We start from the raw sequence: 14,842 nt of genomic DNA on the forward strand, positions 1-14,842 counted from the left end.
GGTGATGCTTCCAGCTTTGCAGAACTCCCATTTAGGCACTTTCTCCTCGAGTTCTTCGCCATGAATGCTTAGTTCGTCACGGAAGACTTGCGTCACTTTCTACCCTTTCCAGTTAAAATCCCCTCGTATTTTGAAGCGATATGGTCGATACTATGATTCTCGCGGAAGTACTCAAACGCCGCGTCCGAGTAATCTGCTCGCCATTCGGCATCGGTGATGAGCGAGTTGAGTATCTCAACCAGAACGTCGAACTCGTCGTCAGCGCAGAACCCCGCCTCAGAGTCGGCGAGGATTCCGCTCGGATCGACGTTTAGACTCGCAACGGGCGTTCGATGCGCCCACGCTTGGAGGAACGTGTTCGGGAACCCTTCGTCAGTGGACGTGTTGAGGAATACGTCGGCCGCCGCGAAGTACGAATCCACCTCGGCGTAGGGGACGAATCCCTCGAAGCGGACGTTGTCGCGCTCGCCCGCCTCGCGTTCGATCTCGTCGTAGAGGTCCGGGTTTTCGTCCGCGCGACCGCCGACGATTACGAAGTCAGCGTCCGGAATCTCGTCGGCGAGGTCGAGTACGAGGCCGGGGCGCTTCCAGTCCCGAAGGGTCGCGACCCAGAGGACGACTGGTCGGTCGGCACGACGGATGTCGGCATGCGGCGTCTCGTCGGGAATCGGGTATCCGTTCGGGACGAGCGATACGTCCGGTCCGAAGCGACGCACTGCGGCCGAGCGCTGTCGCTCGTTCTGGGCGATCAGCGCGTCTGCTCTAGAGAGCGCCCGCCAGACGAGGCGTTTGTACGTCTCGTAATTCGCCCACTGACCGAGCGTCACCGGGTCGTCGGTGACTTCGCTGTCGTGTGCGAACCCGTACACGAGTCGGGTGCCCGTCACCGAACAGTAGACGGTGAGCGGGAGGAGGTCGAAGTTGAGGACTCGAAGATAGCAAACGTCGGGACCGACGCGCCTGAGCGCTTGAATCGTCTCTACGGCTCGAACGGTCGTCCGAACGGCGACGTTCGAGTCGCCGAAATCACGCTTGAGTACGACTCGGATTCCATCGACCGTCTGCTCGGTCTTCTCCGGCGCGTCGTTCTCGACGAAAACCACGTCGTGACCGCGCTCGACGAGTTCCTTCGCGATGAGAATCTGCTGGAGTTGCGCCCCACCGACGTTCCCCTCGTCACCGTTGACGAGCATATCGTAGGCGTTGAGTGTTAGAAACGCGATTCGCATCCTTGACCCGGTATCGCTACTCGACGGTGTTAGTTGTGACGGAACCGACCACTCCGACGGTTCGCGTCAGCTCACCAGCGGTTCGCCGCCAGTGCCTTCGATTTGGCGATCTCCTGATCTCGAAGTTCTCCGAGGAGATAGATCGTCGCGACGTAGACGAGACCGCTCGGTATTGCCGTGCTTAGCGCAGTGAGCCACGTGTACTCGCCGAGGAGAACGAGTACTGCCGACGGAGCACTCATCAGCGTTCCACCGACGACGACGTTTGCCGTGGTTCGTCTCGGAAACCGCCACTCGATGTATCGTCTGGAGATGAGAAGGACGAAAACGAGGTAGAAGGTAAAGCTCGTGAACGTGGCAAACGCCGCCCCAACGTATCCGTATGGCGGGATGAAGAGGAGATTGAGGAGCAGGTTCAGAACGACGGCCGCCGTCACTCCGGCGAAAAGCGTCAGGGTTCGGTTCTTCACTTCGAGCGTCTTGCTCCCGAGTGACGCCAGATTCCATAGCAGTACGCCCCATGCAACCAATGGGATTACGACGTACCCCTGATGGTAAGAATCTCCGAGGAAAAGAACGCTCAGCGGCCTCGAAAGCACCGTCGCGTACACGGTGGCGGGGACACCTAGCAGGAGGAAGTACCGCGTGTACGTTTCGAGAAGTTCTCCGAGTTCCTCCTCGTTGTCGCCGGTCCACGTGTTCATGATGAGCGGATGTGCAGCCTGTATAATCGGAGCTAGCACGAGTGGAAGGCCACGATTGACGATAGAGTAGTTCGACGAGTAGATCCCAACCGCCCGACTGCTCTTCAGTAGTTCAAGGAGGATCCGGTCTGCGAAGTTGAGGAGGACGTAGCCGAGCGTCATTCCGATAAGTGGATAGCCGTACCGAAACATCTTGCCGACGAGTTCGCGGTCGATTTCGATCGAGGCACGAGTGAGCTCGGTCCGATACAGGAGGAGTGCCGTAGCGATCGACGTTCCGACCACGGTCCCCCACAGCCATCCGACGATGTCGCCGAGAACGAAGAGCGCGAGCAGGAGTGCGGCTCCGAGTTTCGTCCCTGCCTGGACGACGTTGTAGATAGCGACCCGACGAGATTCGAGTCGGCTCCGCAGGAACGTCCGAAGCGTGGTGAAAACCCCTTGCAGGAGTATCAACGAGAGACCGCCGAGGTAAAACCGGCTGTACGCGCTTGACCTTGGAAAAAACGAGACGTAACCGAGTCCGCCCACGAGCGCCGCAACCGTGGTGAGAGACAGTAGTATCGTCGCCGTCGTATCTCGGAACGTCGTGTCATCTGCTTGTGGTTCGAATCGAAGAATCGCCTGTTCTAACCATCCCGTGTTTAGGAGCGTGAAGATGCTTACGAAGGCCATCGTAAGCGAGTACTTCCCGTAGGCGGAGGGGGAGAAAGCCCGGGTGAAAACGACCAGCGCTACTACGCCGAGAACCGCTGGTACGATGCGAGCGACCGAATAGAAACCAAAATCGTGAAAAAACCGGGCGGACTCCTGACTGTCGTCGCTCACAGCGGGCAGTTATCCCACTACGGAAAAAGGATTCCGAAACGAATACGAAACGCTTTACCGGGTCTTGCCGTTCGACTATCAAACGAGACAGATATGCCTATCATCGACGACAGGGGTCGCCTCTTCGGCACTGTCAACATCATCGATTTATTCGTCGTCCTCATGGTCCTCGCCACCGTCGCAGCAGGCGCGACGTTCGTTCTCGACACTAACGACAAGCCGGTGGATACCGATAGGCGGACACAAACCACCGTCATGTACGAGATACCCGGCGTTCAGCCCTACGTCGCCGACGCCATCCCTGAGGGCTCCATTCAGTCCGACGCTATCGCCTCGATTCAGAGCAAATCCGTCCGACCGACCGAAGTCGTCGTGACGGGCCAAAACGGGACGCTCCACGAGCGAACGCATCCGACGAAGAAGACGGTCACACTTCGACTCACACTCAACACTACAACGACGGAGAACGACATCCTCTTCCAGAACAAACCGCTCGAAGTCGGGCGACAGCTCACTCTCGACTTCGGTCCCGTCACAACGAAGGGGGCCATCACGAAGATTACAGACGAAAGCTAAGAGGTGTGTCAACTACTCCACCGTCACGCTCTTGGCCAGATTCCGCGGCTTGTCGATGGACCGCCCCAACTGCTTCGCGATGTAGTACGCCACCAACTGCAACTGAACGTTGGCCAACACCGGAGCTACCCGCGGATGGGTCTCCGGAATCTCCAGCACTGCATCAGCATAACGCCCCACATCTGAAGCCCCGTCCGTCACCGCGACCACCGGAGCGTCCCGAGCCTCCACTTCCTTCACGTTCCCCACCGTCTTCGTCGCCTTCCCACCGTTCCCGGTCACCAGCGCGAACACGGGCGTTTCGTCGGTCACCAACGCCAGCGGACCGTGTTTCAACTCCCCCGCCGGGAACCCCTCGGCGTGCTTGTACGAAATCTCCTTCAACTTGAGCGCGCCCTCCAACGCGACCGCGTGGTGGTAGCCCCGACCGACGAAGAAGTAGCCCGAACTGTCCACGAACCGGTCGGCGACCTGCGCGGCCCGCGAGTCGTCCAGAATCGTCTGGACCTGCGAGGGCAGGTCCCGGAGCGCCTCCACGATTTCGCGGGCGTCGTGGCGCTCGGTCAGTGCGGCCGCCAGCAGGTTGCAGGCGACCACCTGCGAGGAGAACGTCTTGGTCGCGGCGACGCCGATTTCGGGGCCGGCCCGGATGAACAGCGTCCGGTCGCACTCGCGGGCCGCGGTCGAACCGACGACGTTCGTCATCGCCAGCGTCTCGACGTTCCGGCGCTCGGCCTCCCGGAGCGCCGAGAGAGTGTCTGCGGTCTCGCCGCTCTGGGTGATGCCGACGACGAGCGTGTCGTCTCCCACCGGTGCGGGCGACGTGGCGTACTCGCTGGCGAGGAAGGCTTGGGCGTGGACCCCGGCCTCGCGGAGCGCCTGCGCGCCGTAGAGCGCAGCGTGGTAGGAGGTTCCGCAAGCGACGAACTGGACGGACTCTGGGTCGAGTCCCTTCAGCGCCTCGACGTCTACGGAGCCGGTCAGTTCGTCCACGCGGCCCCGCAGACACTTCCGGAGCGCGCGTGGTTGCTCGTGAATCTCCTTGAGCATGTAGTGGTCGTAGCCGCTCTTAGCGGTCTCCTCGGCGTCCCACTCGACGCGCGAGACCGACTTCTCTAACAGGTGGCCCTCGGCGTCCGAGACGGTCCACGATCCGGATTCGAGACGGGCGAACTCGCCGTCCTCCAGATACACCACGCGGTCGGTGTAGTCGAGGAACGCGGGCACGTCGCTGGCGAGGTAGGCCGCGTCGTCGCCGACGCCGACGACCAGCGGCGAGTCCCGCCGCGTGGCGAGGATGGCCTCCGAGTCGGCCGAGACGGCGGCCAGCGCGTAACTGCCCTCCAGTCGGGCGACCGCCGCGCGGAACGCCTCCTCGAAGGTCGCGCCCTCTGCGAGGTTGGCCTCTATCAGGTGCGGGACGACCTCGCTGTCGGTGTCGCTGTCGAACTCGTGGCCGTCCTCTCGGAGTTCCGCCCGGAGGTCGGCGTAGTTCTCCACGATGCCGTTGTGGACGACCGCGACCTCGCCGGTGCAGTCGGTGTGGGGGTGGGCGTTCGCGTCGCTCGGCGGACCGTGGGTACTCCAGCGCGTGTGGCCGATGCCGACCCGACCGTCGAGGTCGGACGTGACCGCCTGCTGGAGGCGCTGAATCTCGCCCTCGCGCTTGCAGACCGAGAGGTCACCGTTCGAGAGCGCGACCCCCGCCGAGTCGTAGCCTCGGTATTCGAGGCCTTCGAGACCGGTAAGGAGTACGTCGAGCGTTTCGCTCTCTCCCGCACAGCCGATGATGCCGCACATCAGCGAGTCACCTCGGTCGTCCGGGTCGGAACCCCGAATTGGTCAGCAGTTGTCACAGTTACTCACCGATACACGTCGGCGTGTTCGCTTATATTTTCGGAAACGGTCACGCCCGTCCGGAGATGGGCGCTCGGACCGACCAACGTGCCGGGCGCGAAACTCGCGTCGCCCTCGGCGCGCACGCGGTCGGCCAGCACCGCGCCGAGTCGCTGGTCCTCGAAGACTGTGTCGCCGACCCGCACGTCGCCCGGTCCGCCCGGAACCGTCGCGTCGGCACCCAACACGACGCCCTGTCCGGTCACGCAGTCCAGCAGGGTGGCGTTCGGGCCGACGCGCGTGTCGGTGTCCAGCACCGACCGGGCGACCACCGCGTTCGCGCCGACGGTGGCGTTCCGGCCGAGGGCGGTGTAGGGACCGACGACCGCGCCGGGCCGGACCTCGGTGTCGGGACCGACGACGACCGGGGCTTGCAGGGTGGCGTCGTCGTGGACCGTCGCGCTGTCGGCGACCCAGACCGACTCCTCGCGCTCGGGTTCGGTGACCCGGCCGTGGAGCAGGAGGTCCTGCGAGACGTCCAGCAGGTCCCACGGGTAGGTCGCGTCCTCCCACAGTTCCTCGGTGACGACCCCGCGGACGAGCGCGTCGGCGTCGATGAGGTCCACGAGCGTGTCGGTCAACGCGAGTTCCCCCTGCACGCGCGGGGTCTCCTCGATGGCGTCGAAGATGGTCGGGTCGAACGCGTACACCCCGGCGTTGAGCAGGCGGTAGTCGTCGGTCTCGGGCTTCTCGGCCAACTCGACCACTCGGTCGCCGTCCATCACGACCGCGCCGTAGTGGGAGACGTCGGCCTGTTCCGTGACCGCGAGCGTGGCGTTGCCGTCGTCCTCCTCGAAGGCGTCCAGCACGTCGGCGACCATCTGGCGCTCGATGACCTGGTCGCCGTTGACCACGAGGAAACCGTCCTCGCCCGAGACGGCTTCGCGGGCCCGAAGCAGGGCGTGACCGCTCCCCAACTGCTTGTCCTGCGCGACGTAGTTGACGGGGACGTTCCGGTAGGTCGGCCCGAAGTGGTCCTGCACCCGGTCGCGCTTGTAGCCGACGACGACGTGCAGGCGCTCGATTCCGGCCCCGATGAGCGCGTCGAAGACGTGTTCGAGAATCGGCCTGTCTGCGGCAGGCAGCATCGGTTTCGGACGGTTGCGAGTCAGCGGTCGCAAGCGGGTCCCCTCCCCCGCGGCCAGCACGACGGCGGCGCGAACTGTCATGAGTAACGCATCGGTCAGCGGCCGTATCAATTTTCGGCTTTTCGGGGGCGATTCGTCGGCCTAGTCGCCGATTGAAACCGATTAGTCCGAGGAATGTAACGATTCGACGCGCTCGCTAATCCAGTCGAGGACGGTAAAGAGGACGTCGAGGTGATGCGTTCCGAGCGGCGACTCCATCGCGGTCCCGGCGTCCGGCGGCGGGTGAAAGTGCGCCCGCGGCGCGTCGGTCTTCGGGTGGCGGTCCCAGCGACACTGATACCGCTCGTCGCCGCGCGTCTCGACGTAGTGGAAGTAGTAGTCGTCGGTCGTGAACCAGTGGACGTCGAGTCGAACGTCGTCCACGTCGCGGGGATAGCCGTTCGCGTCGATTCGTAGCTCCAGTTCGCGCGGCGAGGTACTGGTCGGGCGAAACTCCCACGACGCGACCAGCGGGTGGCTGGCGGCGCGTCGGCCGACGGTCCGGAGCGTGGGCACGTCGAGTTCGCCCGTCGAAGTCGAATCGTCGTCTCCGGAGGTCGCGTCGTCGTCTCGGGGAGGTCCAGTCATCTCGTTCCGACACCTCCGCGAGGTTACGCCGACGCCACGTCGTCGGCGTCGCCGCCGCGTCGCTCCGCGCGATGGGCGGCGCGTTGGAACAGTTCCAAGTCCCGCCGGAGGGTCCGCCACCGCGCGAGCGCGTCCCAGCGGTCGTGAATCTCGTCGTGGTCGCTCGTCTCGAACGTCGCTGGCGAGACGGCGTCCGGACCGGGCGCGTCGAATCGCTCGCCGAGACGCTCGTCCTCGGCGACGAGTTCGTCTATCTTCGCCCGGAGGTCGGCGACCGAGTTGTTCGTGGCGAGGGCCTCGACGCGCTTCCAGCGGAAGTACGAGTCGTTGCGTCGATAAGTCGCCGGACGACCGTCTCGGCGCTCGGCGATGCCCATCTCGACCAGTTGGGCGAGCGCGTCGCGCGCGCCGTCGTCGGAACAGTCAGCTTCCTCGGCGACCTCGCTGGCCGTCGCGTAGTCGGTCGTCCCCGTGATAACGTCGTAGACGCGCTGAAACGTCGTTCGCTCCTCGCACCACCGTCGCTCGCTCTCTCCGGCGTGTGAGTCCGAGGGCGTCGGTCCACTCGGTCCGTCGGTCATGCCTCTCCGTTCGCACTCGAAGACGATATATCTTTTCCGGGGCAGATATATCCCGTTTTCGACGCCGAATCAAATAGTCAGTGCCGCACCGCCCGCCACGGCCAGCGCGCCCAACCCGACGCAGACGCCCCAGAAGGGTACGCGCTCGACCACCCGCATCAGCGCGTCGATGGTCAGATAGCCCACGACCGCGGCGGTGACGAGCGCGAGGACCGCCTCGACGGGCGCGACCGAGGGAATCCCGGTGTCGAGCAGGACGAGGACGCCCGCGCCCAGCGCGGCCGGAATCGACAGCAGGAACGAGAGACGGAACGACGAGGGGCCGTCGTGGCCCCGAAAGAGGAGCGCCGAGGCCGTGGTGCCCGAGCGCGAGACGCCCGGCAGGATGGCCAGTCCCTGTAGCGCGCCGACCAGCACGGCGTCCGCGAGGTCGGGCGACGCTCGGCCGCCGAACTCGAAGCCGTCGGCGACGCGCTGGAGGACGCCCGTCAGCACCAGCAGGACGCCGACCAGCGCGACGAACGCGCCGCCGGTGAGCGCCGAGACGACCGTTTCGAGGGTGAGGTAGGCCGCGATGCCGACCACGCCCGAGGCCAGCGTGGCGACCGCGAGAAAGGAGAGGGTCGCGGTCTCGTCGCAGTTGGCGTCTCTGCGGTCGGCGTCCGGGAAGGCGTTTCCGGGCCGCCAGTCGGGGAGCGCGCCCAGCACGTCGGCCAGTTCGTCGCGGTAGTAGACCGTCGCCGAGAGCGCGGTCCCGGCGTGGAGGAACAGCGAGAACTGGACCGCGGCCTCGGGCGACGACCCGAGCGCGGTCAGGAAGACGGTGATGTTTCCCTCGCTCGAAATCGGTAACCACTCGAAGATGCCCTGTAACGCTCCGGCGACGACGGCGATCAGCACGGACCGGTCCATACTCGGTGGGCGAACGTCGGGGGTAAAAACTGCTCGGAAGTCCCTCGGCGACGCGCCGAGAGCGAGGACCGACGGCCGACCAGACCACGGCGCTGGGGCTTTTGAAACGTTCTTCGCATTAGTCTCGGTGGTCGCTCTCGACGCAACTACGCTACCGAGTACACGACCGAGAGCAATCGTCGGAGAGCGGCCGCGGCTCCCGAAATCGAACCGGCGAGAATCGGACCGTACGATGCCTACGCGTCTTCCAGACTTCCGGCGTCGAACTCGCCGTCGAGGTACTCCTCGCCGAGGTCGGTGATGGCGTAAGTGCCGCCGCCGACGTTCTCCAGCAGGCCGTGGTCGTCGAGCGCGCGACAGCGCATCCCGAGGTGGTTGGTGGAGTACCCGAGGTCGTCGCCGGTTTCGGCCAGTCGGTCGCGGATGGCCGACGGCGGGTAGTTGCCGTTCTCGCGGAGGAATTCGAGGATTCGCTCGTCGGCTTGAGTGAGCCAGTCAGCGTGTTTACGCATGGTCGGACGGATTTTCGGTGCCGAGCCGGATATATCTATTCGTTTGAGAAATGTAGAGGTTGCTCTCCGGTGGGCAGAGGCGGGGTATCTGAGCGTCGAGATAGGTCTTCAGATTCCGGGCGCGAGTCGAGCGAGACCGACGACGGAGGAGGCGACAGTCGCTACTCGACGGGTTCGCGCCAGTGAACGGTGACGTTGTTCACCGCGAACGCGTCGTCGTCGTCGTTCGTCCGGTCGCGGACGATTTGCAGGGTGTTCGCGCCCTCGACCAGTTCGACTTCGGTGATGGCGTCCTCCCAGTACTGCCACCCGCTGGCCGGCGGGACGTCGAACCCGCCCAGCGACTCGCCGTTTATCCTGAGTTCGTGGCCGTACTCGCCCACGCGGAACGCCTGCAAGCCGACGTACGGGTCGGTGGCGCGGTCGGTCGGCACCGTGAACTCGAACTCCGGGGTCGCGTCGCCGACGAACTCCGCCCACGGCACGTCTAACTCGTCTCGCTCCGGGCCGAGGAAGGCGCTGACGTTCACCAGCGCGTAGTTGGCGCGGTAGGTCATACGTTCGCTCACGACGGCCGTCGTCAAAGTCGTAGTGGGAGCGGGGGAGTGGAGGAGCGTGGAATCCGTTGGTAGCACGATGGACTCGCGTGACGAAATCGACCCTGACAGCATCGTGACTACACCGCGAATCGCAGGAGAGTTAGCGTCAGACTTGAGCAAAGGAGTCTCCGCCACCGCTCCGCACCGCCACCGCTCTGCACCGCGACTGCACGGCACCGCACCGCCACCGCGACGGCCTCACACCTCCCCAGCCTCGCGGTCGCTTCGCTCCCGCGTCCCTCGCGCGCTGATGGCGCGGCCTCGAACCGCGAGGCCGCGCCAGCGCGCGCCGGGTCGAAACCGCCGTAGCCTCCCGTGCGAATGAGAAACCGGTAAACCGCCGCGTCGCCACGCTTCCAACATGACCATCCTCGAAGACGCCCGCCGCGTCGCCGCGAACGGCCCGGTCTGCGACTCGTGTCTGGGCCGGTGTTTCGCCGACCGGAGTTTCGGGCTGACCAACGCCGAGCGCGGTCGCTCGCTCCGGGTCGCGGCCGCCCTCGAAGACGACGACCCCTTCGAACCCGCCGACGCCGACGACTGCTGGGTCTGCGAGGGCGAGAGCCAGCGCTTCGACGAGTACGCCGAGCAGGCCGCCGAATCGCTCGCGGACTGGAAGTTCGCCACCTACCAAGTCGGGACGCGGACCCCGCCGCTGCTCGAAGAGAACGAGAAGTTGCTCCGCGAGTCCGCGGACCTCCCCGAGGACGCGGGCGAGTCGTTCAAGTCGGAGTTCAACCGCGAGGTCGGCAAGCGCGTCGGCCGGTTGACCGACACGGAGGTCGATTTCGAGCGCCCCGACGTGCTGGCCCTGCTCAACGTGGACCCCGAGCGCGAGGAACTCTCGGACCACGCCGTCGAAGTGCAGATCAACTCGGCGTTCGTCTACGGCCGCTACCGGAAGCTCGAACGCGACATCCCGCAGACCGAGTGGCCCTGCCGGGAGTGCGGCGGCACGGGCAAGCAACTCGCCGAGGGCGGCGGCGAGGAATCGTGCGACCACTGCGGCGGGTCGGGCTACCTCTACGACGAGAGCGTCGAGCAGTTGACCACGCCCCCTGTCCTCGACGCGATGGACGGCGACGAGGCGCTGTTCCACGGCGCGGGCCGCGAGGACGTGGACGCGCTGATGCTCGACACGGGCCGACCCTTCGTCGTCGAGGTCAAGCGCCCCCGGCGACGCGACGTGGACACCGACGCGCTCGAAGCCGAGATAAACGAGTTCGCCGACGGGAAGGTCGAAGTCACCGACCTCGCGCTGGCGACCCACGAGATGGTCGAGCGCGTCAAGGAACTCGACGCGAGCAAGACCTACCGGATGGACGTGGAGTTCGACGCCGACGTGACGAGCGAGGACCTCGATGCGGCCATCGAGGAGTTGCGGGGCACCACCGTCGAGCAGGATACGCCCCAGCGCGTGGACCACCGCCGCGCGAGCATCACCCGGACCCGGACCGTCTACGACGCGGAGGGCCACCTCGAAGACGAGCGCCACGCGGAACTCGAAGTCCACGGCGAGGGCGGTCTCTACGTCAAGGAACTCGTCTCGGGCGACGAGGGGCGGACTACCCCGAGCCTCGCGGGACTGCTCGGCGTCGGCGCGGTCGTCACGGCGCTCGACGTGGTCGCCGTCGAGGGCGAAGACGAGGCGTTCGACGACCCCGAGTACCTGAAGGAAGCGATTTGAGCGCCGCCAGCGCGCGAATCGACCGGGACCCGCGCCACAAACGGTAGATGTGGAAACGGCGTACCGCCGGTAATGGCGGATCAGAACGACCAGCGGGACGGCGACTCCGACCGGGGCCGAGCCGACCGCGACCAGAATCGAGCCGACCGCGAGGAGTTGCCCGACGACGACCCCGGCGAGCGATTCGGACAGGACGTCGGCGAAGTCCTCGCGGGCGACCCCTCGGCGATGACCGGGATGATCGGCCACTTCTACCGGGGGCAACTCCATCGGGCGACGACGTGGCGGGGTCGCCTCGACCAGACCTCCTACTGGGCGGTCACCGTCATCGCCGCCCTGCTGACGTGGGTGTTCTCCAGTCCCGGCAACCCCCACTACCTCCTGCTCATCGGGATGGGCGCGATGGTGGTCTTCCTCGGGGTCGAGACCCGCCGGTACAGGGCTTACGACGTGTGGCGCGAGCGCGTCAGACTCCTCGAACAGGACCTGTTCGCCGGAATGTTCGACCCCGAGAGCGAACCGACCCACCCCGACTGGCGACAGCGCCTCGCGGCCGACCTCCGGAACCCCGCGGTCAAGACGCCGATGGCCGTCGCCTTCGCCCGGCGACTCCGCCGCATCTACTATCCGCTCCTGCTGGTCGTGCTGGCGTCGTGGCTCGTCAGAATCAGCGTCTTCCAACCGAAGGAGACGTGGCGCCAGACCGCCCGAATCTTCGGAATCTCGGGCGTCGCCGTCGTCGCGGGCGTCGGCCTGTTCTATCTCGTCGTGACGGGCGTCGTCGTCTACGGCGTCGTGAGTCGGGGCGAACGCGAGTTCCACGAGCGCGAAAACACGGACCCGTGGCGCGACTGATCGGCTCGAACCGGATTCCGGCGCGTCACTCGGCGGCCGCGGGCAACACGGCCACCTCGCCGTCGGCGCGAACGCGAATCGCGTACTTCTCGACCGAAAACGTGAACTCCCAGTCGGCGGCGGCGGGCGCTCGGTAGAGGTCGTCAATCGCCTCCACGTCCACGTAGTCGTAGAGTTGGACGTCGAGGTCGGTCGGCGCGACTCCCTCGACCGCCGCGAGCGCGGTGTAGATGGACCGGCTTATCGGCTCGGAACTGTCGGGGTCGTGTCGGGTTTGGTAGAGCGTCGCCGCGTCGATGTCGGCGGAGGGAGTTGCGATTGCCATATTTCCTGTAGGCTCCCCTACCCTATCAATTACCGGCAGACGGCCGTCAGACGCGCGGAACACGGCGTCCGTGGCCGAGCGCACCGCCGCGTTCGCGCGGCGAACGCGGCGTGAATCACGGAGGAACCGCGAAAGAGTTGCGGCGATTCTCAGTCGTCGGCCGACGCGCCCGGCCGGAACTCCCGGCTGATGGCCTTCCACTTGCCGGTCGAGAACCGGTGGTAGTTTATCAGGGCCGGAACCGTCGTCTCGGCGACGAACGAGAGGTAGAGTCCCGCTATCCCGAGCGAGGTGGTCGCGCCGAGATACGCGACCGGGATGGCGACGCCGAACATGCCGACGACTTGGCTGTAGAACGTCCAGCGCGTGTCGCCGCTGGCGTCGAGCGGTCCGGCGGTCGCGGACTTGACGCCCTGCCCGACCGCGGCGACGCAGGCCGAGTATATCAGCGCGACCGCGACGGGAATCGTGGCGTCACCGCTCTCGCCGACGAAGAGTCCGACGATGGGTTCGGCGAACGGGCCGACCGCGAGCGCCACGACGACGTAAGTGGCGACCGAGAAGGCGACGATGTCGCGGGCGTAGGCCTCGGCCTCGAGTTCGTCGCCCTCGCCGAGTTCCTGGCCGACGAGACTGCTGGCGGCGAGTCCGAAGCCCCAGCCGGGCGTGTTCATCAGCCCCCAGATTCGACGGGCGATGACGTAGGCCGCGACGACGCTCGGACCGAATAGGCCGACGATGGCCAGCATCGGGAACTTGGCGGCGGTCCAGACGCTGTTTCTACCCACGACCGGGAGACCGATGCGGACCAGGTCCACGATGGTCTCGCGGTCGGCGTAGGCCCCGAACGGGTCTATCGTCACCGGGAGTTCGCCGAGACCGGGCAGGCGTCCGGCGACGAGACCGGCGACGAAGGCGCCCGTGACGAGGACGTTCGACAGCACGGTGCCGACCGCGGCCCCGGCGACGCCCATACCGAGTCCGAAGATGAGGACGCCGCTCAGGACGATGTTGGCTATCGCGCCGCCGCCGCGGACGACCATCGGGGTCCACGAGTCGTCCGCGCCGATGTAGATTCGGCTCCCGACGAGGTTGAGCGCCGCGAAGGGGACGCCGAGCGCGAGAATCCGGAGGTAGATTGCACCGAGTTCGATGGCCCTCGCCTCGTCGGTCATGAGCGAGATGAGTTCGGCGGGCGCGAGCCAGAACGCCGCCGCGACCGGGAGCGAGACCGCGAGGACGACGAGCGCGCTGGCCCGGATCGCCACGCCGAGTTCGTCGTACGCCTCCGCGCCGAACCGCTGGGAGACCAGCGCGATGGTGCCGCCGGCCAACCCGCCGCCGAGCGAGAACGCGATGCCCCAGTAGGGACTGGCGAAGCCGATGCCGGCGATGGCGACGGGACCGACCGCGAGACCGACCATCGCCACGTCCACGGCGTTCTTCGACATGCGCGCGAGACCGGTGACGATGCGGGGCCACGCGAGGTCGGTCGTCCGGCGAACGCGCTCGGGCGAGACGAGGCCGGCGCGGGCGAGCGCCCGGCCGACCGCGAGGACGACCAGTCGCACTGGGTTCGGGAGCGATGGCACGTTGATTGGGCTATTTCGAATCGAAACTAAAGTATTTTCTATACGTCGCGGCGAGTCGAGACCTCGTCAGTGCCCCTCCGAACCGAAGACAGACCGACGCCGTCCTAATCCCGTTGCCCGCGGAGCGTCTCGACGATCGCCTCGGCGCGCTTCTCGCCGACGCCCTCCACCTCACGTAACTCCGCAGGCGTCGCCGCCAGCAACGCCTCGACGGAGGGGAACGCCTCGTAGAGCGCGTCGGCGGTCCGCGGGCCGACGCCCTCGATGCAACCGAACAGTCGCTTGGTCCGCGGGGTGGCGTACCCCGTCACGCTCCCGCCGGCGAGCGGGCGCGGCGAGGGGTCCTCGCGGTGTTTCCGGAGCAGGCGAATCGCCACGTCTACCAACCGCTCGCGGTCGGAACAGGGCAGGACCGGCGTGTCGTGGCGCGCGGCGAACGAGGCCATCGTGCCGTGGACCGACGCGGCGTCGAGGCCCGGTCTGTCTGCGCCCACGTCGGCGAGGTCGCCCTCCAGCAGGACGTAGCCGCGGTCGTAGACCTCGCCCATCTTGAGGACCTGCTCGCGGAGGTCGGTCCCGGAGGTGCCGATGGCGGAGTTGGCGTAGTCGGCGACGGTCTTGCGCTCGATTCCGACCGCGCCGAGTACCGAGCCCGCGTCTCCGGTCTCGTCGGGGTCGATGGCCGCGATGTCCGCCGCGGGGAGGCGGCGCACCTCGACCGCGGTCACGTCGGGGTGGGCCTCGACCGCGCGGCCGACCGCCTCGGGTTCTCTGTCGTCTACGGCGACCGAGAGCGTCATTCGACGGTCGTAGGTGGTCACCGCGTATCAG

The 14,842-nt window shown here is 66.2% G+C and carries 15 protein-coding genes; 3 read left to right on the forward strand and 12 right to left on the reverse strand.

Features of this window, described 5'->3' with window-relative positions; genetic code table 11:
- Positions 1-92: 92 nt before the first annotated feature.
- Together M0R88_RS04125 and M0R88_RS04130 are read right to left on the reverse strand one after the other, a co-directional pair.
- A complete protein-coding gene (locus M0R88_RS04125) occupies positions 93-1,193 on the reverse strand; it encodes a glycosyltransferase family 4 protein (RefSeq protein ID WP_248655701.1) in 1,101 nt (366 codons plus the stop codon).
- 107 nt (positions 1,194-1,300) lie between these two features.
- Positions 1,301-2,761, reverse strand: a complete 1,461-nt coding sequence (locus M0R88_RS04130; protein ID WP_248655702.1) for a lipopolysaccharide biosynthesis protein — start codon at positions 2,759-2,761, stop codon at positions 1,301-1,303.
- Between the two features lie 93 nt (positions 2,762-2,854).
- Here M0R88_RS04130 and M0R88_RS04135 point away from each other — a divergent pair, with 93 nt between their 5' ends.
- Positions 2,855-3,337 carry a DUF4330 domain-containing protein gene (locus tag M0R88_RS04135; protein ID WP_248655703.1) on the forward strand — a complete coding sequence of 161 codons (483 nt, stop codon included), beginning with the start codon at positions 2,855-2,857 and terminating at the stop codon, positions 3,335-3,337.
- Between the two features lie 12 nt (positions 3,338-3,349).
- Here the strand turns inward: M0R88_RS04135 and glmS are convergent, their stop codons facing one another.
- The 7 genes from glmS to M0R88_RS04170 form a co-directional block, all read right to left on the reverse strand.
- Entirely contained in the window at positions 3,350-5,137 is a 1,788-nt protein-coding gene (glmS, locus tag M0R88_RS04140; RefSeq protein ID WP_248655704.1) for a glutamine--fructose-6-phosphate transaminase (isomerizing), read from the reverse strand.
- 62 nt (positions 5,138-5,199) lie between these two features.
- Positions 5,200-6,402, reverse strand: coding sequence for a sugar phosphate nucleotidyltransferase (locus M0R88_RS04145; protein ID WP_248655705.1), 1,203 nt, complete (start codon positions 6,400-6,402; stop codon positions 5,200-5,202).
- Positions 6,403-6,483: 81 nt separating this feature from the next.
- Positions 6,484-6,948 (reverse strand): toxin-antitoxin system TumE family protein, encoded by a 465-nt coding sequence (locus tag M0R88_RS04150; protein ID WP_248655706.1) that lies wholly within the window; start codon positions 6,946-6,948, stop codon positions 6,484-6,486.
- Positions 6,949-6,971: 23 nt separating this feature from the next.
- The gene (locus M0R88_RS04155; RefSeq protein ID WP_248655707.1) at positions 6,972-7,529 is read right to left on the reverse strand and encodes a DUF7342 family protein; all 558 of its coding nucleotides are present in this window, start codon (positions 7,527-7,529) and stop codon (positions 6,972-6,974) included.
- Positions 7,530-7,598: 69 nt separating this feature from the next.
- Complete coding sequence (locus M0R88_RS04160; RefSeq protein WP_248655708.1) at positions 7,599-8,441, reverse strand: undecaprenyl-diphosphate phosphatase; 843 nt, start codon at positions 8,439-8,441, stop codon at positions 7,599-7,601.
- Positions 8,442-8,677: 236 nt separating this feature from the next.
- A complete protein-coding gene (locus tag M0R88_RS04165; RefSeq protein ID WP_248655709.1) occupies positions 8,678-8,953 on the reverse strand; it encodes a winged helix-turn-helix domain-containing protein in 276 nt (91 codons plus the stop codon).
- A gap of 161 nt (positions 8,954-9,114) precedes the next feature.
- Positions 9,115-9,510 carry a DUF7383 domain-containing protein gene (locus tag M0R88_RS04170; RefSeq protein ID WP_248655710.1) on the reverse strand — a complete coding sequence of 132 codons (396 nt, stop codon included), beginning with the start codon at positions 9,508-9,510 and terminating at the stop codon, positions 9,115-9,117.
- A gap of 403 nt (positions 9,511-9,913) precedes the next feature.
- On the opposite strand from M0R88_RS04170, the gene M0R88_RS04175 reads away from it, so the two are divergent.
- Positions 9,914-11,239 carry a tRNA pseudouridine(54/55) synthase Pus10 gene (locus tag M0R88_RS04175; RefSeq protein ID WP_248655711.1) on the forward strand — a complete coding sequence of 442 codons (1,326 nt, stop codon included), beginning with the start codon at positions 9,914-9,916 and terminating at the stop codon, positions 11,237-11,239.
- Between the two features lie 72 nt (positions 11,240-11,311).
- The gene (locus tag M0R88_RS04180) at positions 11,312-12,094 is read left to right on the forward strand and encodes a DUF2270 domain-containing protein (RefSeq protein ID WP_248655712.1); all 783 of its coding nucleotides are present in this window, start codon (positions 11,312-11,314) and stop codon (positions 12,092-12,094) included.
- Between the two features lie 25 nt (positions 12,095-12,119).
- Here M0R88_RS04180 and M0R88_RS04185 read toward each other — a convergent pair whose 3' ends face one another.
- The 3 genes from M0R88_RS04185 to M0R88_RS04195 all read right to left on the reverse strand — a co-directional run bounded on the left by M0R88_RS04185 (position 12,120) and on the right by M0R88_RS04195 (position 14,811).
- The gene (locus tag M0R88_RS04185) at positions 12,120-12,419 is read right to left on the reverse strand and encodes a HalOD1 output domain-containing protein (RefSeq protein ID WP_248655713.1); all 300 of its coding nucleotides are present in this window, start codon (positions 12,417-12,419) and stop codon (positions 12,120-12,122) included.
- Between the two features lie 149 nt (positions 12,420-12,568).
- Positions 12,569-14,011, reverse strand: a complete 1,443-nt coding sequence (locus M0R88_RS04190; RefSeq protein ID WP_248655714.1) for an MATE family efflux transporter — start codon at positions 14,009-14,011, stop codon at positions 12,569-12,571.
- A gap of 104 nt (positions 14,012-14,115) precedes the next feature.
- Positions 14,116-14,811: a helix-hairpin-helix domain-containing protein gene (locus M0R88_RS04195; protein ID WP_248655715.1), complete on the reverse strand. Its 696-nt coding sequence runs from the start codon at positions 14,809-14,811 to the stop codon at positions 14,116-14,118.
- Positions 14,812-14,842: the final 31 nt, after the last annotated feature.

Origin of the sequence: Halorussus gelatinilyticus (genome assembly GCF_023238445.1) — an archaeon.
Lineage (GTDB): Archaea > Halobacteriota > Halobacteria > Halobacteriales > Haladaptataceae > Halorussus > Halorussus gelatinilyticus.

Bases quoted from the DNA above. Each gene is read 5' to 3' on its own strand.
- M0R88_RS04185 (WP_248655713.1), bottom strand. From the start codon at position 12,419: ATGGCAATCGCAACTCCCTCCGCCGACATCGACGCGGCGACGCTCTAC.
- M0R88_RS04150 (WP_248655706.1), bottom strand. From the start codon at position 6,948: ATGACTGGACCTCCCCGAGACGACGACGCGACCTCCGGAGACGACGAT.
- glmS (WP_248655704.1), bottom strand. From the start codon at position 5,137: ATGTGCGGCATCATCGGCTGTGCGGGAGAGAGCGAAACGCTCGACGTA.
- M0R88_RS04145 (WP_248655705.1), bottom strand. From the start codon at position 6,402: ATGACAGTTCGCGCCGCCGTCGTGCTGGCCGCGGGGGAGGGGACCCGC.
- M0R88_RS04170 (WP_248655710.1), bottom strand. From the start codon at position 9,510: ATGACCTACCGCGCCAACTACGCGCTGGTGAACGTCAGCGCCTTCCTC.
- M0R88_RS04195 (WP_248655715.1), bottom strand. From the start codon at position 14,811: ATGACGCTCTCGGTCGCCGTAGACGACAGAGAACCCGAGGCGGTCGGC.
- M0R88_RS04125 (WP_248655701.1), bottom strand. From the start codon at position 1,193: ATGCTCGTCAACGGTGACGAGGGGAACGTCGGTGGGGCGCAACTCCAG.
- M0R88_RS04165 (WP_248655709.1), bottom strand. From the start codon at position 8,953: ATGCGTAAACACGCTGACTGGCTCACTCAAGCCGACGAGCGAATCCTC.
- M0R88_RS04135 (WP_248655703.1), top strand. From the start codon at position 2,855: ATGCCTATCATCGACGACAGGGGTCGCCTCTTCGGCACTGTCAACATC.
- M0R88_RS04155 (WP_248655707.1), bottom strand. From the start codon at position 7,529: ATGACCGACGGACCGAGTGGACCGACGCCCTCGGACTCACACGCCGGA.
- M0R88_RS04180 (WP_248655712.1), top strand. From the start codon at position 11,312: ATGGCGGATCAGAACGACCAGCGGGACGGCGACTCCGACCGGGGCCGA.
- M0R88_RS04175 (WP_248655711.1), top strand. From the start codon at position 9,914: ATGACCATCCTCGAAGACGCCCGCCGCGTCGCCGCGAACGGCCCGGTC.
- M0R88_RS04160 (WP_248655708.1), bottom strand. From the start codon at position 8,441: ATGGACCGGTCCGTGCTGATCGCCGTCGTCGCCGGAGCGTTACAGGGC.